Origin of the sequence: Algoriphagus aurantiacus, from assembly GCF_035156405.1 — a bacterium.
Classification (GTDB): domain Bacteria; phylum Bacteroidota; class Bacteroidia; order Cytophagales; family Cyclobacteriaceae; genus Algoriphagus; species Algoriphagus aurantiacus.
In genome coordinates this window covers 35,886-59,423 of sequence record NZ_JAXRUT010000021.1, presented here as the reverse complement: position 1 = coordinate 59,423, position 23,538 = coordinate 35,886, and the positions used below count along the sequence as shown (strand labels likewise).

The 23,538-nt window shown below is 38.4% G+C and carries 23 protein-coding genes; 9 read left to right on the top strand and 14 right to left on the bottom strand.

Going from position 1 to position 23,538, the window contains the following annotated elements:
- Position 1 precedes the first annotated feature (1 nt).
- The 10 genes from SYJ56_RS18805 to SYJ56_RS18760 all read right to left on the bottom strand — a co-directional run bounded on the left by SYJ56_RS18805 (position 2) and on the right by SYJ56_RS18760 (position 10,693).
- Positions 2-781: a hypothetical protein gene (locus SYJ56_RS18805; protein ID WP_323836825.1), complete on the bottom strand. Its 780-nt coding sequence runs from the start codon at positions 779-781 to the stop codon at positions 2-4.
- A 1-nt stretch (position 782) separates the two neighbouring features.
- Entirely contained in the window at positions 783-1,742 is a 960-nt protein-coding gene (locus SYJ56_RS18800; protein ID WP_323836823.1) for a hypothetical protein, read from the bottom strand.
- 13 nt (positions 1,743-1,755) lie between these two features.
- Positions 1,756-2,808: a hypothetical protein gene (locus tag SYJ56_RS18795; RefSeq protein WP_323836822.1), complete on the bottom strand. Its 1,053-nt coding sequence runs from the start codon at positions 2,806-2,808 to the stop codon at positions 1,756-1,758.
- Positions 2,809-2,977: 169 nt separating this feature from the next.
- Positions 2,978-4,018, bottom strand: coding sequence for a S41 family peptidase (locus tag SYJ56_RS18790; protein WP_323836820.1), 1,041 nt, complete (start codon positions 4,016-4,018; stop codon positions 2,978-2,980).
- An 83-nt stretch (positions 4,019-4,101) separates the two neighbouring features.
- A complete protein-coding gene (locus tag SYJ56_RS18785) occupies positions 4,102-5,175 on the bottom strand; it encodes a trypsin-like peptidase domain-containing protein (RefSeq protein WP_323836818.1) in 1,074 nt (357 codons plus the stop codon).
- 3 nt (positions 5,176-5,178) lie between these two features.
- Positions 5,179-6,384: a type III secretion system chaperone family protein gene (locus SYJ56_RS18780; RefSeq protein WP_323836816.1), complete on the bottom strand. Its 1,206-nt coding sequence runs from the start codon at positions 6,382-6,384 to the stop codon at positions 5,179-5,181.
- A 149-nt stretch (positions 6,385-6,533) separates the two neighbouring features.
- Positions 6,534-7,100 (bottom strand): hypothetical protein, encoded by a 567-nt coding sequence (locus SYJ56_RS18775; protein WP_323836814.1) that lies wholly within the window; start codon positions 7,098-7,100, stop codon positions 6,534-6,536.
- A 216-nt stretch (positions 7,101-7,316) separates the two neighbouring features.
- A complete protein-coding gene (locus SYJ56_RS18770) occupies positions 7,317-7,529 on the bottom strand; it encodes a hypothetical protein (protein WP_323836812.1) in 213 nt (70 codons plus the stop codon).
- 237 nt (positions 7,530-7,766) lie between these two features.
- Positions 7,767-8,504 (bottom strand): LytR/AlgR family response regulator transcription factor, encoded by a 738-nt coding sequence (locus tag SYJ56_RS18765; protein ID WP_323836810.1) that lies wholly within the window; start codon positions 8,502-8,504, stop codon positions 7,767-7,769.
- Entirely contained in the window at positions 8,501-10,693 is a 2,193-nt protein-coding gene (locus SYJ56_RS18760) for a tetratricopeptide repeat protein (protein ID WP_323836809.1), read from the bottom strand. Before SYJ56_RS18760 ends, SYJ56_RS18765 begins: the two co-directional genes overlap by 4 nt.
- Before the next feature lie 865 nt (positions 10,694-11,558).
- Between SYJ56_RS18760 and SYJ56_RS18755 the strand changes: the two genes are divergently transcribed.
- From SYJ56_RS18755 to SYJ56_RS18740, 4 genes are all read left to right on the top strand, one after another.
- Complete coding sequence (locus SYJ56_RS18755) at positions 11,559-12,428, top strand: AraC family transcriptional regulator (RefSeq protein ID WP_323836807.1); 870 nt, start codon at positions 11,559-11,561, stop codon at positions 12,426-12,428.
- Between the two features lie 66 nt (positions 12,429-12,494).
- The gene (locus tag SYJ56_RS18750; protein WP_323836805.1) at positions 12,495-13,610 is read left to right on the top strand and encodes an LLM class flavin-dependent oxidoreductase; all 1,116 of its coding nucleotides are present in this window, start codon (positions 12,495-12,497) and stop codon (positions 13,608-13,610) included.
- A 118-nt stretch (positions 13,611-13,728) separates the two neighbouring features.
- Positions 13,729-14,280: a cysteine hydrolase family protein gene (locus SYJ56_RS18745; RefSeq protein ID WP_323836803.1), complete on the top strand. Its 552-nt coding sequence runs from the start codon at positions 13,729-13,731 to the stop codon at positions 14,278-14,280.
- A gap of 168 nt (positions 14,281-14,448) precedes the next feature.
- Positions 14,449-14,565: an FAD-dependent oxidoreductase gene (locus tag SYJ56_RS18740; RefSeq protein ID WP_323836884.1), complete on the top strand. Its 117-nt coding sequence runs from the start codon at positions 14,449-14,451 to the stop codon at positions 14,563-14,565.
- A 36-nt stretch (positions 14,566-14,601) separates the two neighbouring features.
- On the opposite strand, the gene SYJ56_RS18735 is transcribed toward SYJ56_RS18740, so the two are convergent.
- The 4 genes from SYJ56_RS18735 to SYJ56_RS18720 all read right to left on the bottom strand — a co-directional run bounded on the left by SYJ56_RS18735 (position 14,602) and on the right by SYJ56_RS18720 (position 18,869).
- Positions 14,602-14,988 carry a nuclear transport factor 2 family protein gene (locus SYJ56_RS18735; protein WP_323836801.1) on the bottom strand — a complete coding sequence of 129 codons (387 nt, stop codon included), beginning with the start codon at positions 14,986-14,988 and terminating at the stop codon, positions 14,602-14,604.
- A 144-nt stretch (positions 14,989-15,132) separates the two neighbouring features.
- Positions 15,133-15,522, bottom strand: a complete 390-nt coding sequence (locus SYJ56_RS18730) for a nuclear transport factor 2 family protein (protein ID WP_323836799.1) — start codon at positions 15,520-15,522, stop codon at positions 15,133-15,135.
- A 10-nt stretch (positions 15,523-15,532) separates the two neighbouring features.
- On the bottom strand, positions 15,533-16,429 hold the full coding sequence (locus tag SYJ56_RS18725) for an SDR family oxidoreductase (protein ID WP_323836797.1): 897 nt from the start codon (positions 16,427-16,429) through the stop codon (positions 15,533-15,535).
- Between the two features lie 55 nt (positions 16,430-16,484).
- Positions 16,485-18,869: an arylsulfatase gene (locus SYJ56_RS18720; protein ID WP_323836795.1), complete on the bottom strand. Its 2,385-nt coding sequence runs from the start codon at positions 18,867-18,869 to the stop codon at positions 16,485-16,487.
- A gap of 562 nt (positions 18,870-19,431) precedes the next feature.
- On the opposite strand from SYJ56_RS18720, the gene SYJ56_RS18715 reads away from it, so the two are divergent.
- The 5 genes from SYJ56_RS18715 (at position 19,432) to SYJ56_RS18695 (ending at position 23,465) form a co-directional block, all read left to right on the top strand.
- Entirely contained in the window at positions 19,432-19,764 is a 333-nt protein-coding gene (locus SYJ56_RS18715) for a winged helix-turn-helix transcriptional regulator (RefSeq protein ID WP_323836793.1), read from the top strand.
- Positions 19,765-20,173: 409 nt separating this feature from the next.
- Complete coding sequence (locus SYJ56_RS18710; protein ID WP_323836791.1) at positions 20,174-22,150, top strand: serine hydrolase domain-containing protein; 1,977 nt, start codon at positions 20,174-20,176, stop codon at positions 22,148-22,150.
- 50 nt (positions 22,151-22,200) lie between these two features.
- Complete coding sequence (locus SYJ56_RS18705) at positions 22,201-22,533, top strand: hypothetical protein (protein ID WP_323836789.1); 333 nt, start codon at positions 22,201-22,203, stop codon at positions 22,531-22,533.
- The gene (locus tag SYJ56_RS18700) at positions 22,520-23,101 is read left to right on the top strand and encodes an RNA polymerase sigma factor (protein ID WP_323836786.1); all 582 of its coding nucleotides are present in this window, start codon (positions 22,520-22,522) and stop codon (positions 23,099-23,101) included. The genes SYJ56_RS18705 and SYJ56_RS18700 overlap by 14 nt, the downstream gene beginning before the upstream one ends.
- Positions 23,094-23,465, top strand: coding sequence for a hypothetical protein (locus SYJ56_RS18695; RefSeq protein ID WP_323836784.1), 372 nt, complete (start codon positions 23,094-23,096; stop codon positions 23,463-23,465). The genes SYJ56_RS18700 and SYJ56_RS18695 overlap by 8 nt, the downstream gene beginning before the upstream one ends.
- The last annotated feature ends 73 nt before the right edge of the window (positions 23,466-23,538 follow it).

Here is a 23,538-nt window from a genome sequence, read left to right as displayed (position 1 = left end):
ATTACTGGAGTCCATTGTAGTGCATTTTTATTTCCTGTAAAATGGACAACACTGTTTCTTCATTTTTCTCTAACTCCCTTCTTTTCCAGAACGTGTATTTGCTATACTTTCCATGCAGATTCTGACTGTTTGCTTTGAAGTATATGTCTTCGAAAAATGCCTCCTTGTCGGGTTTTCCCTTGATTTCTTCATAGGCGGATAAGTATTCATGAACCTGCTTTTCAAATACCTTCCGATATAAACTTGCAGGAATGTTTTCAAAGAGATTTTTCCGGTGATTATCGAAGGAGTTCTGAAGTGTTTCAGGATTTCTGTATCGATTCAAAAGAACCAAGTAAAGTCTGTCTGATAAGGGGGCATCATCCCTAAACAAGTGATTTAAAAAGCTGTAATTATAGGAAATAGTAGCATAGTCTATGCTTGAGCCTATGACCGCTAGGAAGGAACCCAGCTCTCCGATTTCATTTTCAATAAGATTCAAAATGGGTGTGGCGCAAACTGGTGAAAGTTCACCTTCCCCTTGGAATTTTTCCATGCAGTATGTGACCGTTTCGAGCTGTGTTTTATCGAGCTCCATGTACTGGTAAGGGTCGGAGTTGTTATGCTGAAGCGCGGCAATTTCATCATCCATGGAAATCAAATTGTTTTCCAAAATGACTTGTTCTATATCAGCTCGCTCATTCTCCTGTTCTATCAATTTTTTTGACAGCAAGGAATAATAGTATGTCAGTCCTACTAAGGAAAGGCCAATTAAAATAAAGAATGTAGTTGCGCCCTTCATCTTAATTTTGGTAATGGTTTTGGATTTCTTTTAAGATTCTATATACCTCTTGGTCATTATTTTCAGCAAATCGCCTATCCCAAAAGCTAAATGGCCATGAATACATGAAATTTTCTGTAAATGAACGGGAAGGAAAGTCCAGAAAACCCTCATCAGATACATCATACATCGAATAGAATTCCCGGTGGAAAGGAGCTGCAACTATCTCATTATGCACAGAAATCAGCTCATCAACTACCCGTTTGCACAAGTGGTCATACCTGTTTTTGGAAAAATAGGTATAGAAGTAGGTCTTGTTTTGCTTCCATAGCATGGCTATATGCTTCGGAGACCTATCCAGAAATCTTAATTTTTGGCCCAGGTATTCCAGTTGGCTAACTTTTTCAAAATACTGGTAGTTCTCAGGGATAGTCAGATCGCCAAAATCATCCTCCATCTCTTGATTTGGATTTTTAGAGGGAATTCCAAAAACAGCTTCATAATTCAGATTACGATAGTCTTGAATACTGTCTTTATAATTGAAAATCAGATTGAATGCCCTAGTCCAGTAGCTTTCTCCGTATTCCTCATTTTCCATCTGGGAAAAGATTTCATCTTTCATGGTCTGCTCATAGGAAAATGGCATGCCTTCATATTTACCAAAATCCATAAAAAAGGCTTCATAACCTTTCCAGGCATTGCGATAGTTTCGTAAGGATGAAAGGCTCCTTAGTTCTTTATCAAAGCGCTCCTTTTCCGGAAGTTGACTCATATAGTCTATTTCCCATGCCCCATCCAGCTTGTTCCTTTTCTGATATCCGGAATATTCCAGGCTTAGAAACCAAGTTGCTGCACTGAAGAAAAGTATGGAGCAGGGGAGCAATACATAGTTGATAATATTCTGCTTTGCCTTTGCCAGCAGCAACAAAATAAACGAAGCTAAAACAGCGGATGCGATCAAAAGTTGTAGTGAAAAGCTCATTTTCTATTACAGCTCATTGGATGACTTTTTTGATTTTTATTTTGAATAAGGGTTCTTCTCTGTATTCGGGCCCTTCGTGAATGATGCGAATCAAATACCCCCCTTTTTTCAAGTTGCCCTGATAGCTTTCCAACAGTTCTGCTGGAAGTGTTCTATATTCCTCTAGGGAGCGATATGCGTTATTTTCAAAGACCGAGAATTTGAATTGTTGTGCTTTTATTTTTGAATTCACTTCTATGCTTAGCGCTGCATCCTCGTCAAGTGTGATCAGGTAAAAAGTGGCATTGGCATAATAACCGTCTGTGCTTGAAATGTAGCTTGGATGTTGATTTTGAGAGACAGCATTGGCTATAAAAACAGGTTCAACAAAGTTGATGATCTTGAATTTTCCCGTAAGATCGGTCTCTTGATGGGAATACAAACCGCTGTTGAATTTATATTGGACTTCAACTTTGCTAGTTTGAAAGGGTTGAAGAATCGCTAGTTTGGTAGGGAAGGGGGATGAGTACCAATTCTCCAGAGCTTGGGAATTGTTGTACTCCACTACTTCCTGATAAACCTCTTTTTTGGTGACTTCAATCGGATAAATGCCTTCAATAACTGAATACTCTTCAAGATTCTTATTGCTCATTGCGGCTATGATTTGATTGGGATTATCGCCTTGATACATATAAAACTGCCTGATAAAAGCCCCGTTTTTGCGGAAAACCCAATTTTGGACACCCAGGCTATTTTTGAACCCATAATGAATGAATTTTCCTTTTTTGAAGCGGTACATAGGGGATAGCTTGCTCACAGGGTCGGGGCAACCTAGGCATTCAGACTGAAGCAGACTTTTTATCGGAGGCTTGGATCCTTTCCAGCTTGCAAGTGTCTCAAGTTGTTTTTCATCCAAAAATTCTGTGATAAAATGCGCTCCATCTGCAGACTTCACCTTCTTGAAAGGGAAGTTTATTTCCTTCAAACTGGCATAAACCAATTTGTCATCTGCACTAGGTTTCATACTCTTACAGGCTCCAAAAAGAATTAGGATCAAGAAAGGAAGACTTACATTTTTCCATTGCATAGTTTTGCTTGGGTTAATGGGATAGGTTTAATGATGCGGCTGAAGTCCCGTTTGAGTTTAAAATAAGTTGACTATTAAAAGGAAATATGGTATTGATTATTTACTAAAGCTTGACTCATTGATTTATCACTAAATCAGTTATTCCCAATACAAGCTGCTCTAGCCAGTCCTATTTTAGAATTTCAATGGCTTTATCTATTGTTTTTCCTTCTTTTAAATTGTCCAAATCAAAGACTTCTTCAATTTGAATGTCAGGAAATATTCCATTTATATGAAACGTTTTATCCATGCTCATGTAGTATGCTATTGCTGGACTAAATAATATTTCATCACTTAGTTGATACCAACTATTTGTAGATGAATAGCCAGCGGTTTGCTCACCTAATAGCGTAATATTTTGCTGACCTTTTAATGATGAAGCTACCGCTTCGCCGGAACTTGTAGTATATCTACTTGTCAATACAACATATTTTTTGATTTTATTAGTACACTTACAATTAATTGGAAGTGAAGTCATCTGACTTCCTCCCATATAAAGATTTCCCTCTTTTAGTTCCCATTCTGAGTAAAATGATTTTCCATCTTTTGAGTCTCCTCCTAATTGCATATTGGGAAACAATAAACCTAAGCCCGATAGCATTGGATACATATTGCCACCTATGTTGGTACGCAGATCGATGATAAGTTTTGTGGGTTTTTTTGAAAGCAGATTACAGATACTATCTCTTATGGTGTTTGTAGCTAAAACTATAGCATTTTGGTCGCTGCCAATATTTATGGCAGGAATTGCTATATAACCAATATTCTTACTTAGAATTTCGGCTTTAATTTTATATCCTTCCAACGATTCTTTATATAATGTAGAAGGAATTTCTTGATTCAATTCATAAGGAAGTTGAAAATCATTTTTTTTGACATCACCCATATATCTTTCACCATTGATTATCAATGCTCCATGAAAGTCATTTAATTCTGTAAGTAATAACCGTACTGGTATTGCAAGTGCATTTGATGATGAATCTTTTATATCTAGATTTTCTTTGATTATTTTAGATACCATGTTCCAATCAACTTTTTCTGTATTCACAGAATTTTCTTGAGCTAAAAATATAATTCTGTCTAATAATTGTTCATTCTTTGATTTTTCCTGTGCATTAGCACAATTAATGAATGCAAGTAATATCAGACTGAAGGCGAATTTATTTTTCATGGTAGAATCTTTGATTTATGTTCTGTTATATGCAGAATGGTTACAACAGGTGCATAAAAATTACGCAACTTTTTACATATTTTTTATCGGCTATATTTTGTCATTTCTGCCCCAAAATCGTTGACAAACATATTGTCCATTTCGTCTGCTTTGGCAGCTAACTGAGACAGGTTATCCAATACCTGTCCGGCGTATTGGGAATACAGATCGCTGATATGAATCCGGTAAGAAAGGAAGATCTGATTGTCAGAAATGGACAGCCTATGCTCTCCTGTATCGGCTGCCATGATGTATTCGTAAATCTCCCCCAGATTTTTTCGTGGAAGCTCATTTAAAGAAGAGGTGGCAAAGAGGTAATTGTTATCATAGACAAACATTCTGATCTCTGCACTGCCGAGATGGAATTTCCAATATTCATTTCCGGTCCGAGCCAACACAGGGTTGATTCCTAATTTATGAATAGCTTTTTCCACCTTGACACTGAAGTCTGACAGGGGACTTTCATCAAACAAACTTTCATCCATATCAACCCCGCAGTTGGGGCAATACCCGGCTTTTTCCATGATCAGTGAATTACAGCTGGTACATCCTAATGAAAAATCACTGGATAGTTGATCAATGATCTCGAGTTCTTCGCGTAGGGTCTCCATAGGAATGGCAAATCCCATGTTGTCAGCTTGGGCAAATTTAGCTGTGACGATTCCCAACAACTCTCCTTTTTCATTCACTACGGGTCCACCGCTGTTTCCTGGATTGATCGCTGCATCGGTTTGGATAAAATCCCTTCCTCCAATGGTTTGACGGGGATTTGAAACGGTACCCTCGGTGACAGTGAAAGGCATGCCGTAGGGGAAGCCTAATACCAAAAGGTTGTCTCTGGTAGATACGCCTGTAGTGTGTTTTGTGAGGACTGATTGTATAGGTACAGGAAGGGCCTCAGCCTTTAAAAATGCAATATCCTTTCCAGGATTGGCAAAGATTACTTTGGCCAAGTACCTGTTTTTTTTGCCATCTTCCACACAGACGGTTAAACTTCCTGATACAACGTGGTAATTGGTAACAATCACTCCATCCTGAGCGCTATAAAAGCCCGTGCCCGAACCAAATGCCGTGTTGATCTTATATACCGAATTGCTGATGTTTTGTAAAATGTCCATGCTTTAATTGGTCTTGAAATTTGCCATCATCTGTTGAATTGCTGCCATGGATTGCTGCATTTGGGAGCCCATGATTTTGGATAAATCCATACCGAATTCATCACCGAATAAGGAATCCTCCATGATGGATTCCATCCCGTTCATTAAAATCGGAGCTGCCTGGTTCCAGTCCAATCCACTGGACTGAGCAAGGGCATCTGTAAGTGGTTTGCTGATGGTTTCATCGACTAAATTGTAATAGAAAAGGCTATAGAAACAGGATTGCATCAGGTTGCAGCCTTCCTCAAACTGATAGTTGGAAATCATTTCTTTCCCCTGCAAATAGCTGTCTTCCCAGTTTTCTCTGATGTTCTCTTTTTTGCCACTGAATTTGTAGGGAATGAAAGTTTCAATTTGATAGAGATCTTCAAAAAACTTTTCCTTCGGGTAGTTTTTCAGCTTTTCAAGGCTGGCTCTGCCTTGGAGTAATCTTGATTGGAAGGGTTCAGCGCTGTCTTGGATGCCATTCACAGCCTTTTCGAGCAGGGTTCTCAGATAGCCTTGGGGTTCGGCGTAGAACTCAATTTTTTTGAGCGTACTATTCAGGCTGTACCATGCATTGGAACTTTGGCGTTTTTCCATGTAGTAGTCAAATCGATGGATACCTTCGTCTACTATTATTTTTATAGTGGAAAAAGCTTCCTCTTTTTGATCTCCCGGATATGGGTGGATCAAAGGGGCTTTTAAATGCTCAGCTCCAAATTTCTCGATCAGTTCATCGTCGTAACTGTCGGCATAAAGACATATCTCGCGAAGGACTGCATAGATTTTATAAGGTTCACATAGTTGTAGGGGACAGGAAAAAGTAAAAAAGACCAGGTTGTTCTCGATTACTATAGTGGCCAAATTAAGGGGGTGCATCCTCAGCTCTGCCAAACGTCGCATTAAAGGGACTTTTTTGGCATTCTCAATAGCTAAAAAAGGACATTTTATTACGATCTCATCCTCGGTTTGCGTAATACAAACCACCACAGATCCATGGGGAATCTCATAACTGTTTTCGATTTTTTTGCTGTCTAAGTCGCCGTCTACATAGTCCAGAAGGGTAGGTATTACTTGTTTAAAGTTACCTATCCTGAAAAATGCCATTGCATCATCCCATTTTTCATCCCGCTTTTTTGAGGACTTTTTAGGATGGATTGGAGGATAATATGGTAGGTTAGTATTCATGATTTATGTTTTGACTTTAGTTCATTTAAAAGTCTGCTCTTTATTTTTACAGATGAATTTTCAGTTTTAATTAGTTGAAAAAGAGGTGGTTTCCTTTTCTTGGAGGCTAAAATGAAATGCCTTTTAGTATTGAAAAGACTGTGAAAATCCTAATAGAACAGGTCTATCAGTTCTCCGTTTAAGTTGTAGTTATAGGTAAAAGTGGTTCCGCCATTTTCCGGTTGTAACTTGACCAGGTATTCTATTTTGGATCGAACTCCGTCTTTGGGGATTTTTACCCAGGCAAGCTGGAAGGCAGGTTTTGGAATATCCTTTTCTGATTCGAGGTTATCCTTCGATTCCTCAATCAGTCTTCCCAGCAGGCCTAGATCGATGGGGTCCCCCAATTGAAACATATAGTCTGAGGCTTGCATGCCTTCAGGGACTTCCAATGAGATTTCCGAGGTTTGGGTCCATGAATTCTGAGAAAGGCTCCATTGGCCCATTTTAAGTGATTCGGGTTCATTTGTAACTGTAACCCCGATAACCATTCCTATATCCTCGTAGTAGCTTATGTTTAATTCGGTGTAAAAAGCTTTATTTCCGAATTTTTCCTTTAGCGCATCCTGAATTTTAAGAAACCCTTCTTCTGTTGCCTTTTGGTCGCTGGGATTTCCACCACAGCCGGAAACTAGTACAATCAGTACAAGTGCGAATAATACGATATGATTTTTCATCTGTTGATTAGTTGTTTTTTACTAGTGATAACCTTTCCTGTGACTAGGGGAGCAGGATTGCCTGTTCCTTCCCTATGATCGTTATGGGGTTGCATCAGGAACATCTCGCAGTTGACGGCCTTCCGCACAGGTGCTGTTTAATTATTCTAAGGTGTGACGCCGGGTTAGGCCACTCTGGCCAGGTAGGTTCAATTTGAGATGCGAGGGATAAGAACCTTACTCTTCACTTTCTCTACCGTAGAGAAAAAACAATGCTCCACCTATACCGATCAAAAAGATTCGGATTACCCAGCCCATTCCATTTCCCCAAATGTCTACCCAGGAGAGCAGCCTGAAATTGTAGTTGAATATTGCAAGCACCATAGATAAGATGCCCATTGCAGCAAGTAGTAGTCCACCTTGCCCCAGTCTTGATTTGATTTGTTCCATGTTGTTTTTCGTTGATTAATAGTTTTTCAGGTCAATTCTTAAAATGAAGCGCTTCTGCCTTTTATGGGCGGGCGGTGAAAGAATTGTTTTCTTTTAATCAAAGTGCGAAGAAGGAATGGACGAAAAAATAGGGAGTATATATTCGTCAACCCCTAATTCATAAAAGTCATTCGAGGGGCTAATTCCGTTTTTGTGAAGTTGCTAGATTTGTAGGTTTTTAGAAAAAAATGGGGAGGATTAGTGATTGTTGAATTCCAGAAACCTGGTTAAAAAGGTCTCTTTTTTGCGGAAGGAAACCGGGATTTGCTTTCCATTAATCAGGTAAATCGTGCCGGATTTATCATACTTGTCGATAAACTTCAAGTTGACCATAAAAGATTGGTGGGCTCTGGTGAAGTTCACTTTTTCAAGTTGGTCTTCGAAGGCCTTGATGGGTTTGGAAGCCATGTACTTTTTGCCATTAGACAGGTGAAAAGTGGTGTAGCCTTTGTCTGATTCGCAGTACAGCAATTCATGTAGATTAATTACCTGAAAGCTATCACTCAGAGAAAGTACCAAAGTAGCTTCATCCTGATTCCATACTTTTTTTACCCAGTTGATCTGTTCTTTTTGCTCGACAGCTGATTTGTTAGTGACTTTGTTCAATGCAATCTGAAGTTCCTCAGGATCTATTGGCTTCATAAGGTAATCCACTGCCCCGATCTTCAATGCCTGAAGCGCAAATTCCTCATAGGCAGTGGTGAAAATTACTTTGAATTCCAGATGCTCGGTTTGGTCCAAAAAATCAAAGCCTGTACCATCAGAGAGATTGATGTCCAGAAAAACCAGATCCGGCTTGCAGGCTTTGGCAACCACCACTGCTTCTTTGACCGATTCACATTCCCCAATAATGTTTACTTCCGGACTTGTGGATTGGAGTAAATTGATCAGAGCTTTTCTGATGTAAGCCTTGTCTTCGATCACCAGTGCATTCATGCTTCTTGATTTTGTTTATAGGGAATCGTCAATGTCACGATGGTTCCTTCTTCCTGATATTTGGAACGGTCTTCAATGCTGACTTGTCCCTTCATGTTAAAGTCTTTTGATAATATCTTAAGTCTCTCTCTGGTAATGGTGGTAGCCAATGATTTTTTGCCGTTTTCATTAGGTTTCTTTTGGGAATCAATCCCTATTCCATTGTCAGCGATAGTGCAGATGAGCTTTTCATTCATAAAACCCAAATGAATTTCTATTTTACGTTCCTCGTGTAGTTCCGTGAAGGCGTGTTCTATGGCATTCTCGACAAAGGGTTGGATTAGCATAGGAGGAATTCCAATGGAGGATTGGTCTATTTGCTCATCCACTGTGATGGAATATTGGAACTGATGGTCTTCAAGGTTATGTAGCGCCAGGTAATTTTCTACCGCAATAATTTCATTGGAGAGCAATACCATTTTATCCCTGGAGTTTTCCAGGATTATGCGCAATAATCTTGAAAATTTAGAAAGGTAGCTGATTGATTTTTGCTCTTCTTTATTTAAAATCATTCCCTGCAAAACCGATAAGGAATTGAAGATAAAATGGGGAGTCATTTGAGATCGCAGAAGCTTTTGTTCTACAATGATTGTGGCTGTTTTCGTTTTTTCGTTTTTAAGTTTTTGATAGAAAATTACAATCCCCAACCCAAGGGATACCAATAAAATACCAATAACAGCCCAGAGGTAGTTTTGCCTTGTTTTTGCCAGATCCTGAGAGGTGTCCAATACTGTTTTGGTGAGTTTGAGCTCTCTGATATTGGCAGAATCCAACGCTTGTTTGTACTTATACTCGTATTCCAATTGGGTTATTTTCTCAATATTTTCCTTGTTGAATAAGCTGTCATTGAAGGCTTTGAATTGTTTATGGTATTCCAACGCTTTTTGGTACTGACCGGTGTTTTCAAAAATCTCAGAAAGTTGTTCGGAGGATGTCCTTTGGGCTTCTAACAGGCCAAGTTCATCGGCAATGACCTTTGCCTTTTCTGAGTAAGTCAGAGCTTTCTGGTAATCATTTTCCTTTAAGAATGTTTCTGCCAATCCCGAGAGGCTGGTAGCCATAATACTTTTCAGGCTTGTTTCCTCTGCTATTTCCTTTGCTTTTAAAAAATTCTCACGGGCTTGAATAGGGTTGTTGAGCGACAAGTAAACTTCTCCAAGGTAAACCAGATTCATGGCCATTTGCTTGATATTGCCTGTTTCCTGATTGGTTTTCTGGGCTATTCGATAATAGATGAGCGCTTTCTCAAATTCATTTTTCCTCACATAAATATTACCCAAACTGCTATTATTGAGCGCGATGAGATTTTTAATCTCCATTTGCTGGGCAAATGCCATAGACTGTTGGAAGTACTCTATTGCTTTGTCATTTTTCTTTAACAGCTCATAGGTATCCCCCAGGTTAAAAAGCATAAATGCCATTCCTAGGGAGTCCTTGGTTTCTCTTTGGTATTCCAGCCCTTTGTTGAAATTTTCCAAAGCCAAAGGGTAGTTGCCCTGAGTCTGATGGATCACCCCCATATTTGCGTGGACGGATGCTACACCGGAATGATCCTGGCTTGCCTTGCTTCGATAGAGGGCCTCCTCGAAGTTTGCGATAGCTTCCTTATATCGGCCAGTTTCAGAGTAAACATTAGCACTATTTATTAAGGTGGTGATCAATTCCCGTTCATTTCCTGTTTTCTGATAGATTTCAGCAGCTTTTTTATAGGCGTTTATAGCCTGATCATATTGGGAAAGCGACATGTGGGTAATTCCAAAAGCAGTTAAAATGCTCGCAATCCCGTCCTGGTCATTGATCTGCTCATAGTGTTTCATGGAGCGTTCAAAGTATTCTAAACTTTCAGGATAATTGGATTTAATGCTTTCCAGGATTCCTCTGAGGTATAAGGTTCTGGCTTTACCTCCAGCATAAGCTAAACTATCGCTTAGCTTTTCAGCTTTTATTAAGTAGGTGAGGGTGGTTTCCTGATCGCTTTGAAAGTGAGAAAAAGCCAGCTTATAATAAAGTAGTGCGAGCGTAGAATCTTTTTTCTGATGGTTTTTCAGTTCTGTTTTCAGGCTGTCTATGTACTCATTTTGGGCGTGGATATCAGTCCAGATTGCTAGAGAAAATAAAAAAATAAGGGTAAGCTTGAAGGTTGAACGCATCTTTTTCCAAAGATTAGTATAAGCAGTTTTCCAATCAATGAAAGGGGAATGCTTTACAGTTAAATGAGGGAATGAAAGACTTAAATTAATTTGAGATTGATTTTGCAATAGAATTCAAAGAAGCTATGCTTGTTCAAAATACAGGGATAAATTCATTTTTAGTGATAAAGTTGCTATTTTCTCACAAAAATGCCTGCAGCAATCAATATACGGTGGAGCTCAATTGATTTACGTCGAATACCTGTGGATATTCGTTTGAGTCTGTTCTTTTCTTATTCTACCATTGAAAAAATCTTTCTATCTAGTCTGATGATTTTTCTTACCCCTGAATTCCTCACCAAGTTAGTCCTCTGGGCTCTGTGCGACCGTAAGCTTCCGTCATAAAGCCGCTTGCTACGCTTCGCTTTTTATTCCTTTTCCTTCCGGTCTTTGTCGCCCAAGGCCTGATGGTGCTTCATAATTCATTGTTCTATAAAACGAAAAAGATTAAGGAGACGCAAGAAAGAAAATTTAATTGAAGTAGTTGAGATCAAGCTAAGCTACAGTGCCAAGGTAAAGTAAAGTCAACCCTGCGTCCGAGGCTAGAGAGTTCAAGGGAATGACAGTGTTTGCCCAAGACTGGAATCAACAAGGATTGAGTTTGTTGAGAATTTCAAGGTGATGCTACTGTCAAGGGCAAACAGGTGCTGGGAATAGTGACCATTAGCTCGGGAGAAACTGCTGGGACCGTAGTGGATGTAAAGCTGTTCTATGCTGAAGCTATTAAAGCAAATGTCGGTTTCTGCCTTTAAATCTAAACTTTGGTTGATTTTAGAACGTTGCTTATTTCAATTGGCAAAAAATAACTTCCGGACAAGAAATAGTTATGAAAATACTTAAATTCCATAAAACAGACTGCGGAGTTGACTTTCTTTTAAACGTATTGCCATCTGAAGAAGTTAAAGATAGTTATATTGATTCAGAAGCATATAGTACAGATTATTTTGAAATTATTGTATTCAAAAAGGGTAGAGGAACTTTAGTTTTAAACCAGCAGATAATTGAAATTTCGGATAATATCATCGTTTTTATTTCGCCATTCCAAAAGCGACAATGGAAATTAGAACCCAATAATCTTAATTTTACCGTTCTCGTATTTCAAGAAGAATTTTTGAACGACTTTTTCGAAGATAAATTATTTACCTATCGTTTGCTGTATTTTTATCAGTTGGAATACCCATTGTGTTTTTCTGCTTCAATGGAAATGATTACAAGATATTGTGAGTTGCTCAAAGAAATTAAAACAGAATTGGTAATTACTAAATCGGATAGTGTACATATTATTCGTTCTTTGGTTTATTATTTATTACAAAAAATAAATCGACAATATGCACAAGAATACCAACTTTCATTAGATAAAACCGAAGGCAATTATGCTTTTCAATTTAAACAACTTTTAGAAAAACACATTACAACGCAACAACGAATTGAATTCTATACTGATATATTGCATGTCAGTAGAATTACGCTAAATAAAGCAGTCAAAAAGCATTTTAATGTCACTGCAACTCATTTGCTTAAGCAACGTTTACTTTTTGAAATCAAAAATTATCTTATCCATTCAGAATTTACCGTTGCCGAAATTGCTCACGAATTGAATTTTTCTGAACCCAATCATTTGATGCGTTTTTTTAAAACACAAACAAGTGTAACAACAAGTGAATTTTTAATTGATTATCAAAACGGTAGTTATTAACTGTTCTTTGGTAGGCTATCCTCTTTTTTTATAAAATAATTTTGTGCCATAATTAAAGTAGAAATTATGAAAGATATCAGCACAAATAGTTCAAAAAATAAACCAAGCTCTTTTCCGTCTGTTTTTAAACAAGGAAATGCTCCAGTACCTTTATCGATTCTGGATGTTGCAACCACTGGAAAAGGGTATTCTGCAACTGAAGGCATCAACAACAGTATTGAGATAGCAAAATTGTCAGATCAACGAGGGTTTGCCCGATACTGGGTGGCCGAACACCACGCTATGCCAGGTGTTTCCACTTCGTCACCTGCTATGTTGCTTTCTAGACTTATTAGTGAAACCAAACAGATACGATTGGGTTCTGGTGGAATGATGCTGTCTAATTTTCCTCCTTTGGTAATTGCCGAACAATTTGGTATGCTTCAGGCAATGGCTCCTGGGCGAATAGATTTAGGAATAGGACGAGCTCCAGGTACAAGTGGGCTCACAGCACAAGCACTACGTCGTAACCTTGTGGGAACTGAAGACTTCCCTGCCCAGGTAGCGGAATTGATGCATTTTTTGGATGATGATTTTCCAATAGGACATCCTTATAAAGATAAAGTATTTGCGGTTCCTGGACCGGGACAAGATCGTGAAAATGGAATACCGAGATCTTTTGATAGTCCGTCTTTATGGCTATTGGGTTCTTCAGGGTATTCTGCACAATTGGCTGGCAAACTTGGATTGCCGTTTGCTTTCGCAGCACAATTAGCTCCAGAAAATTTGTTGGTGGCATTTGATCATTACAGGAAAAATTTTAAACCGTCTGAAGTTCTTTCTAAACCACATACTATAGCCTGTTTTTCTGTATTTGCAGCAGATAGTGAACAAGAAGCTAAGACACAAACTCTTTCTTTCTCCCATAGTATGTTGCGTATGATGAGCAGTCAGTCCTACGTTATTCCATCTCCGGAAGATTTGAAAAATTATGTTTACAGTGATTATGATAGCTATGTATTGGAAAGCTGGAACGAAAAAATAATACAAGGTACGGCTGATCGATTAGTAAGTCGATTGAATCAATTTCAAAAGGCTTCAGGAGCAGATGAAATGATGATAGCCAACTTGGGATATTCCCCCGAAGGGATGTTGCATTCTGCGAAATTGATTGCAGATGCCTATAATATGCCTAATAATTAAGATTAAAACTATCCGACTTTTGTTAAGTTATCAAAATGGTATTTATTCACTAGGATTTGGTAGCCTTTTATTTTTAGTGAAAGAGTAGCTTTGAATATTAATATCTAAATAAAAAATTATGAGCAAGAAAGCATTAATTATCATCGATATCCAAAACGATTATTTTGAAGGTGGAAACATTCCATTAGTAAATCCTGTAGAAGCAAGTGTAAATGCAGGTAAGGTATTGGAGCATTTTAGAGCCAAAAATTTACCGATTGCCCATATCCAACACGTATCAGCTAATCCTGAAGCAATGCCAATTTTTGTGGAAGGAACAAAAGGTATTGAAATTCATGAAAATGTAAAACCGCTTGACGGAGAAAAAGTTTTTCAAAAAAATTATCCAAATAGTTTTAGAGAAACTGGACTTTTGGATTATTTGAAAGAAAATGATATCACAGAAGTAGTGATTACTGGAATGATGACGCATATGTGTGTAGATGCAACGACAAGAGCAGCATTCGATTTTGGTTATAAATGTACGGTTATCGGAGATACTTGTGCATCAAGGGATTTAGAAATCAACGGAAAAACAGTTAAAGCGGATGATGTACATCATGCCTTTTTAGCTGCACTTGAATTTTTCTATGCTGAAATTAAAAGTACAGAAGAATTTCTAAAAGCATAAAGTTTTCATCTTAATAAAAAAAGACAGGTTATATAGCATCAACCTGTCTTTTTTTTTGTTAAAATAGTAGTTTATCCTAATGAAAAAGAATGAAAATATAATTATAGTTGGCGATGGTTTAAGTGGTCTTACTCTAGCGTTTTTTTTCTCAAAAGAGGTGTAAATTGTATTATTTTAGAAGCTTCATATAGACTCGGCGGAAGAATACAAACCGTTAAAGGGGCATTGAATACTCCTTTAGGATTAGGTGCCACTTGGTTTCCAGATTTATATTTTCGCTTTTAGTGACCTAACTAATCGTCTTATATTGGCGTGATCAAATTAACTCCAAAACTTATCTTCTTCCGGTTGATCTTCTGAAAATAACCATACATTGGTTATTTTACCATCGACAACTTCAAACAAATCAACACCGTTCATGTCAACTGTTTTGTCGCCACTTTTTCCGCTAAATCGTACAGGAAAAGATACTAAGTTGCCATTTGCCATCATCGCTCCAGTGGGTTTAATTACTAAAGTACCTTGAGTTGCTCCCATCATATCAGAAAGCATTGTACCAATTGCATCTAAACCTTTTTTTGTTCCATAAAACTGATTGTTTCCAGGCTGATGCCAATTTGCATCAGGGCTAAAATAGGAGAATACTGTAGGAATGTCTTCTTTTGAAAGGGCTATATTATACGCATCTACTACTTCTAGTGGTGTCATGTCTTTTTGAATTTAAGTTATTTGTTTTAATCTCGAACAATTATTTATATGGAATCTGACCGATAAATATGTATTGAATATAAAGAGAAAACGAATAATATAGTTTCAATTGCTTTTGCTGATACTCTTCGTTTAAATACTTTATTACTTTCCAAAGAATTCATCATCAACGGATTGGTCATCTGAAAATGTCCAAACGTGAACGATCTTTCCATCTTTCACTTCAAACAAATCCATTCCCCCAAGATCCATTGTTTTTGTTTCTTTTTTGGCAGTAAACCAAATAGGAACTGCAATCATATTCCCGCTTTCCAACATTGCTCCATTTGGTTTTGCAACCATATTACCAGCTGTGTCGGCCATGATGCCTTCCAGCATTTTGTAGATTTCAGCAAGATTGTTTTTCAATCCAGAAAATTTATTATTTCCTGGCTGAAACCATTTAGTTCCTGGTGTAAAGTTTGTAAATGCTTTTTCCAGTTCCCCTTTTGATAAGGCTTCAAAGTAAGCCGCTACAATTTCTTTTGCTTCCATAAATAAGGGGTTATTTAATAAAATAGGCTTTGTTATTTTTTGCCCATTCTGATAAAGAAGTCATTTTGACAGGAAGTTTTTCTAATACTTCACTCATGTCAGGATTGAATTTTGATGGGTATTCAGTTGCATTCTGAAAACTTTCGTAATAGGATGCAACGCTTGTTGCTCCAGCTTCTCCTACAAATGGTTTTAATATATCACCCAATTCTTTCGGTTGCTGTGGATAATACACTATTTCTTCTTCTACACCTTTTGAAAACTGTTCAGCCAAATCATTTCCTTTGAGATTGTCCAGACCACTGATTTTGAAAGTATCAGATTTTAACTCTGGATTGTAAATAGCTTCCACCACAAATGCACTTACATCTCTGGAAGCTATCCAGCCTATCGGCATTGCTTCTGGTGTAGGGTAGGCCAATTTTTTTTCATTTGTAATAAACGGTGCGCAAAAAGCCCCCATCATATTTTCCATATAAATAGTAGGTTCTATGATTACATAATCCACTCCGCTATTTTTCAAATAATCTTTAACGTCTATTCTTACATCATCTATAAGTGAACCTATCTTCTGTGATTCTATCCAAGCACTGGTATTCCAAACTATTTTTTTTACTCCGTTTGCTTTGGCTGCATCAATCACATTTTTGGAATACTGCAAACCGTCTAAAGGATTAGGCAAAGAAACGGGAATCATAAAAGCAATAGCATCAATACCTTTGGTAATCTCCAACATTTTGTCTGCGTCACTTAAATTTGCTAAAATAGGTGTTGCGCCTGCTTGTTCTAATTTCTCAAAACTTTTTTCAGAACTTGTAGCAGCAATTACTTCTGCACCTTTTTTTGTTGCCTCTCCTATTACATTGAATTGTTGTGAGCCTGTGGCTCCGAATACTAAAATTTTCATATTTTATTATTAATTAATTCAGACTCTCTTAAATTTTTATTAAAATGATAAGTGTTTAAAGCAAGTCTATGGTTACAGATTCGATTTTCCCGGTAAACTCAAACGGAGAATCATATTTTGGGCTTACTGGAGAAACCAAGTCACTGCCAATATCTAATGTGTCATTATCCGAAGCCGTCCTTATTGAAATTTCACGGTCTATTTTACCGTTGATGATCAAGCGTGCCTTCATAGGATGAGATCTCCGAAAACCATTGGGGGTTTCATCATTCGGAATAGGTGTGACTTCAACCACCACTTGTAGTTTGCCCGGAGATAAGGTCATGGATGATTCAAGGCTACCGGACAATTGCCCGTAGGCACTGGTTTCGTACACTAAGCGGTCATTCTTAATGTATAAAGTGAATCCGCCATGCCGCCCACCTTGTGCAACAATAACGCCTTCCGCACCTGAATCTGGGATTATAACCTCTGCAGTGATATTGTGTGATTTTCCCGCCAGTGAAGGAGCTGCTGCGGGTGGAATTCGCTGGCTGCCTTCGTGATAAACAAATTGGTTACGTCCTGTTTTAAGGGAGGGTTGAGAACCGAAAAATTCCGGTTCCAGTGGGTAGACGTTGTTGCGTTTCGCTTCTGAGTCAAAAAGCGCCTTCAATTCCTGGAGTTTTTCCGGATATTGCTTTGACACGTCATAAGCCTGGCTGTAGTCTTTATCGAGATTGTATAATTCCCAGGTGCGCTCTTCCGCTGGAAGAATCGGGGCAGCAGGTCCCTGATTCCATATGGAACCTTTTGGTGAACCGGCCCACCATCCGTCCTTATAGATACCACGACTGCCAAATATCTCGAAGTATTGGATTCGAGGGCGCTCCTCCGAGCGCTGAAAAGTATAAGAAAAACTCTTTCCTTCAAGCGGCATCTGCTCAACCCCATGAACGACACTGGGTGCCTGAATGCCAGCAATCTCAAATATAGTTGGGGCAATATCCGAGATATGGATAAATTCAGAGCTCACTTCTCCCGCACGGCTGATTTGACCGGGCCAAGAAACGACCATTGGAAGGCGGACCCCACCCAAGTCTGATGCAACTGTTTTTGCACCTTTAAATGGCGAGTTGCTTGCCCATGCCCATGCCGCAGCGGGTGCATTGTCAAATGCTTCGCTACCCATTGCGTCAAGTTGACTCAAACGATCTTCAAGAGACTGATTTTGTCCTTGTACCGTTAAGGCATCCCTGCCATCAACTCCGCCTTCAGTGGTAGGGCCATTGTCGTCCGCAATATAAATGACGATCGTATTTTCCATTTTGCCGGCATCCTTGAGGGCATCCAGAAGTCTGCCTATTTCAAAGTCCGTTTGTGCAATGTAGGCAGCATACACTTCCATTTGCCTGGCGAGAAGCTTTTTCTGCTCAGCACTAAGCGACTCCCATGCTGCAAGTTCTTCGGGGCGTGGGTTTAGTACTGCATTTTGGGGAATAATCCCGAGTTTCTTCTGACGTTGGAAAGTTTCATCACGTAATTTATCCCAACCTTCGTCAAACTTACCTTTATATTTCTCTACCCACTCCTGGGGGGCATGAAACGGAGAATGTGTTGCCGGGGCAGCAAAATACAAGAAGAATGGTTTGGCCGGTGAAGTAGCACTTAAACGGTCAACCCACACAATTGCATCATCAATCAAATCAGTGGTAAGATTATAGCCCTCTTTTGGACTCCCCGACGCAGATACCGGAATAGTATTGCGAAAGAGGTTAGGCTCCCATTGACTTGATCCGTAACCGATAAAGCCATAAAAGTACTCGAATCCTAATCCAATGGGCCAACGATCAAACGGTCCAGAAGGCGTCGCTTCCCATACCGGGGTGTTATGCCATTTCCCAAATGCCGCAGTACCGTAACCGTTCAATTTCAGGATTTCGGCCATACTTGCCGCTGACTTTGGCCAGATAGAATTATATCCTGGATAGCCTGCTGCCAGTTCAGGTATTCTACCGAACCCCATCTGATGACTATTTCGCCCTGAGAGGAGCGCTGCCCTGGTGGGCGAACACATGGGTGTTCCATGGAAGCGGTTGTAGCGTAAACCCTCTGAAGCCAATTGATCAAAGACAGGTGTAGAAGTCACCCCCCCGAAAGTCGAAGTGGCAGAAAACCCCACATCGTCAAGCATGATGAGTACTATGTTAGGGGCACCTTCGGGAGCCTTAATCAACTCAGGCCAATCGGGAGTAGATTGTTTTGGATCTATATCAATCTTTCCATGAAATGGAGAATCAGGTTTGGGAAGTACTTGTGCCTTTAAAAATCCCGATGATAAAAAGAAAAAAATGCCGTAAAGTAAAAATCGCAAGATGCTCTGGTTAAAAAAACTCTTCAATAGATTGACATTATTGTTATAGGACTGAAAGCCTATAGGATGGAATAGTAAAATTTTCATTTTTCTATTATTTTGATTTTCAATTATTAAAAGGTAATTCTTGAAGCATATTTATTTCCCCTACTATATCAAGTAAAGTGTCTTTCATAAAAACAGGAATATTTCTTGCTTTGGCTTGATTTACGATATTAAGAACCCATTCTTTTGAGCGCTTATCTTTCCTTTGCGGTTTCCTGTTTCTGTTCCAATAACTATCTAGTTTATATTGGTTAAGTCGAGTTCGTTCAAATCACTGAATAAAGGTTCAAAAGTCATAAAGTAATTTTTTGCATTGACATTTTTTCGCATCTGGACAACAGCTTTAACACCCTCTGGACCGTCTGGAAGTGTTGGATTGTGCTGTATGAAATCTTTACCTATAAATTCATCAACACCAGTGACATCTAAATCACCGAAAATTCTTTGATAGCCGTTAGAGCTATTTGCTTGTTACTTTCTACTTGTAACATATTTCTTATTTATTTTAAAACTATTTACACAAAAGTATAGCCTTACTTACTTTTGTACAAGTACTTACCTGTTAGTAAAGTACTTACCAAATGGTTAGAATAATTGATTATCAATGGGAAAAAAAGTAAAAATAAATCCAGCTTGTGACGAAAGATGTCCCGTAAGAGCATCTTTGACCCTGCTAAGTGGTAAATGGACACTGATGATTTTGTTTCAAATCAACGAAAATGTGATGCGATATGGCGAACTGAAAAGAGCAGTCGTGGGAATCAGCGAAAAAATGCTAATACAAGAATTAAATATGCTAGTTAAAAATAAATTAGTAAGCAAAAAAGTCTATCCCGAAATTCCACCGAAAGTCGAGTATAGTCTGACTGAATTAGGATTGAAGACTTTGCCGATAATAGATAAATTGGCTGAATTTGGATTGAAAAATTTAGTTTGATGATCCTAATATTAAGGCCGAACTTCTAGTATGCTAGGTGCTAAATGAGTTTGTCTTTAATTTCAATCTTTCGTTTTCTGATGCTTTATTAGGGGATTAGATTAGGTCTCTCAGTCATCGCTTTGACCTATATTCACCATTCAAGGCACACACAAAGTGTATAAGCAATAGCCGTTAGGCGTTTCAAACTATTGCAGTTGTTAATATTTAAGTTTTTACTTCTAATTAAGTTCTGTGTTCGGCTACTGCTCATACACCCAACCGTTGTGCCACATTGAGAATAACCTACTGAGTTAATTCAAAATTCAAACTGCAATAGTTGAATCATTTTGTAACCTTTTGATGATGATGGTGAGTCTAATGCCTGTGATTCACAAAAAAGAACTTCAAAAGGTATAAATAAAACAAGATGAAAAAGCTAAATAAAAAACGCAATAGGTATTTAGTATTAGGTTTTATTATTCTTACCTCTAACCTTTTATCGGGCTGGACCACTGCGCCTATTAAAGGACCTATTGATCAAAATTCCAAAAGTTCCGATGAAGAAAAAAAAATCGACCAACTTTTCGAGCAAATGAATCTTCAAGTGTCGCCAGGCGCTTCCGTAGTAGTCGTAAAGGAACAGAAAGTTGTATTTTCAAAAGGATATGGATTGGCAAACCTGGAATATGACATACCTATTTCCGCAAATACAAAATTTAATGTGGCTTCGATTTCCAAGCAATTCACAGCTTTTTCAATTGCATTGTTAGAGAGCCGGGAACAACTGTCATTCGAAGATGACATCAGGCAATACCTTCCTGAATTTCCGGATTTGGGCTATAAGATTTCGATCGGCCACCTCATCCATCATACAAGTGGCTTGAGAGACCAGTGGGAATTATTGAAGCTGGCAGGATGGAGACCTGATGATGTAATCACGGAAGATCAACTCTTAACGATTATATATAGTCAAAAAGCTCTCAATTTTGAGCCAGGCTCGGAATTTCAATATAGCAATACCAACTACACATTGCTGGCAAAGATTGTAGAAGTAATTACAAAAAAGAAATTCACCAAATGGACATCTGAAAACATCTTTTCTCCTCTTGGAATGAACAATACTTTCTTCTGCGATGATTATAAAATGATCGTTAAAAATAAGGCTTTGTCCTACGCTACACAAAAAGAAGGATATCAAAAGGAAATATTGAGCAACTCCACCGTAGGCGCCACGAATCTCCTGACGACAGCAGAGGACCTTGCACTTTGGGTTAAAAACTTTGAAACAATTGAAGTCGGAAACCAATCGATAATTAACAATATTCATAAAGCAGGAATTCTAAATAGTGGTAAGAAAACAGATTATGCTTTCGGGCTTGGAATATCTACTTATAAAGGCAGGGTATTGATCTATCACCCAGGATCTGACGGAGGTTATAAATCGTATATTGGGCGCTTTCCCAATGACAACCTAAGCGTTATTGTATTGAGTAATTTGGGATCATTTAATCCGGAAAAAACCGCCATGCAAATTGCTGATATTTATCTCAGTAGCACCGATGATCTTCAACTCAATTTGGAAGAATTTGAAGGTCGCTATGAAATAAAAAAAGGCTTTGTATTAAATATTTGGACATCCGAGAACCAACTAAAAGCACAAATTTTTGGCAAAAACGATGTTCACGATGTGAACCCGATGGAAGATTCGATTTTTGAAATTCCTTCTCTGGAAAGCATCATAATATTTAATCGAAACGCCTCTGGGCAAATAGATCAATTAACTATAAAAAAGGATGGGGTTGAGATGATCGCTCCGAAACTTGTTAAGGCTGAGACACAGTATGAACAGGAAACTATTGTCACCCCTGAAGCCAATATGCGTGAATATATTGGCACCTATGAAATAAAAAAGGCTCTAGCAATCATGATTAACTTGCAGGGCAATTTTTTGAAGGCCACTATTACTGGCAAAAAAGAGAACCATGATTTAATTCCGATAACAGTATCTGAATTCGAGATTCCAACACTGAATTCGAGAATCTCCTTTGAAAGTGATTCTCTTGGTCAGGTTTACCGGTTGATACTCAAAAAAGACGGTAAAACTATGGAAGCACCCAAAACGAGTTTGGTCAATTCGAAACAAGCGGACCTGAAAGAATATGCCGGCACTTACTATAGCGATGAGCTGAACGTCTACTACTCATTTGTTTTAGACAGTGGGGTACTCCTGGCAAAGCATCAAAGAAAGAGTGACATCACCTTAAAGATAATTTCACCGGATTTCCTGAAGGGAGAAGACCCGTTTAGGGATATTGAAGTTGTCCGTGATCCTTCACAAAACATAGCAGGGATTAAAGTAACATCGGGTCTTGTACGAGAACTGTGGCTTGAAAAAGTAAAATAGGGATCAGATTTACACACATCTAGAAATAGTAACATACTAAAATAAAAATCATGAACGATTTAGAGATCATTATGCAGTTGCTGATAATTGGAAGCTCGGTCACGCTCATCATATTCATTCTGGCCAAGTACAACTATGGGATAAAAAAAGCTGCGATTGAGAGGGGATTCAACCCAAATGAAAGAAAGAAGAAGTACACCTTTATGGAGATCGGCTGTATTGTATTGAGTCTGGGAATAGGGTTTGGGATTTCTTCCATTTTCACCACCATGATGTTGCCCGAGGATACATTTTATTTTTTAGTGTATGCCACGCTATTTTCATGTGGAGGCATTGGTTTGATGGCAGCTCATTTTATTCGTGCTCGTTTTGAAAAAAAATAATGACGATCAAGAATTTGAGATAGTAAAACAGATAGTCGCAGGAGATACTTCAAGATTCAAAGTTCTCGCAGATGCGTATAAAGATAAATCTTTGTCTCTTGCCTATTCTATTTTGAAAAACCACGATGAGGCTCAGGATGTGCTTCAGGATGCATTTATCAGGGTGTTCAAAAATTTGCACAAATTTGATTTTAAGTCATCATTTTCCACCTGGCTTTATCGCATTGTAGTTAACACATGTTATACAGCCCTTAAGCGCAACAAGAATAACTTTAAGAACACTTTTGAGAAAAATGACCTTAATATTACTTCTAATGAAGATAGTTTCGATTTGACAAAATCTAATGAACGAAAGGATTTCATCAATAGAGTTTTAAATACCTTAAAGCCAAATGAAGCATTGGTGCTTCGTCTATTCTACTTAGGAGAACAGAATACCAATGAAATAGCGGATATCACAGAATTGAGTGTATCAAATGTGAAAGTGCTTCTGCATAGAGCACGCACTTCGTTTCATTCGAACATAGATCAAATTTTGGGCGCGGAAAAAAAACATCTGTATGAGTAACAACGATGAAGTAACACGAAAATTAATAATGGAAAGCATCGCGAAAACTTCCGATGACTTTTCGGATCAACTGATGGAGCGCATAGAAAAACCGCGACCTGCTCGTATTCCAGTGTGGCACCTCTATGCTTTCATTGGTAGTGTGATTTTCATCTGCCTCATTTTACTAATTTCTGTCAAACTCAGGGCTATGAACTTATTTGAACATTTCACGGGCCTTAATCTGCCGCCTATGACGATTCAGATTCTGGTCGTAATGTTTGTCATTTTCGCTATTAACAAACTGAGAAGTTTAAAGCAGGAGACTGAAGAAAACGGGGCACAACACGAGTCTATGAACAATGGCGAGTTTGCAGAAAATTGAAATATTCTCGCTTTTTGCTATCTTTAGCAAGGGCGGAAAGTAAAGAATTATTAATTCGCCACAGTTTTTAGCC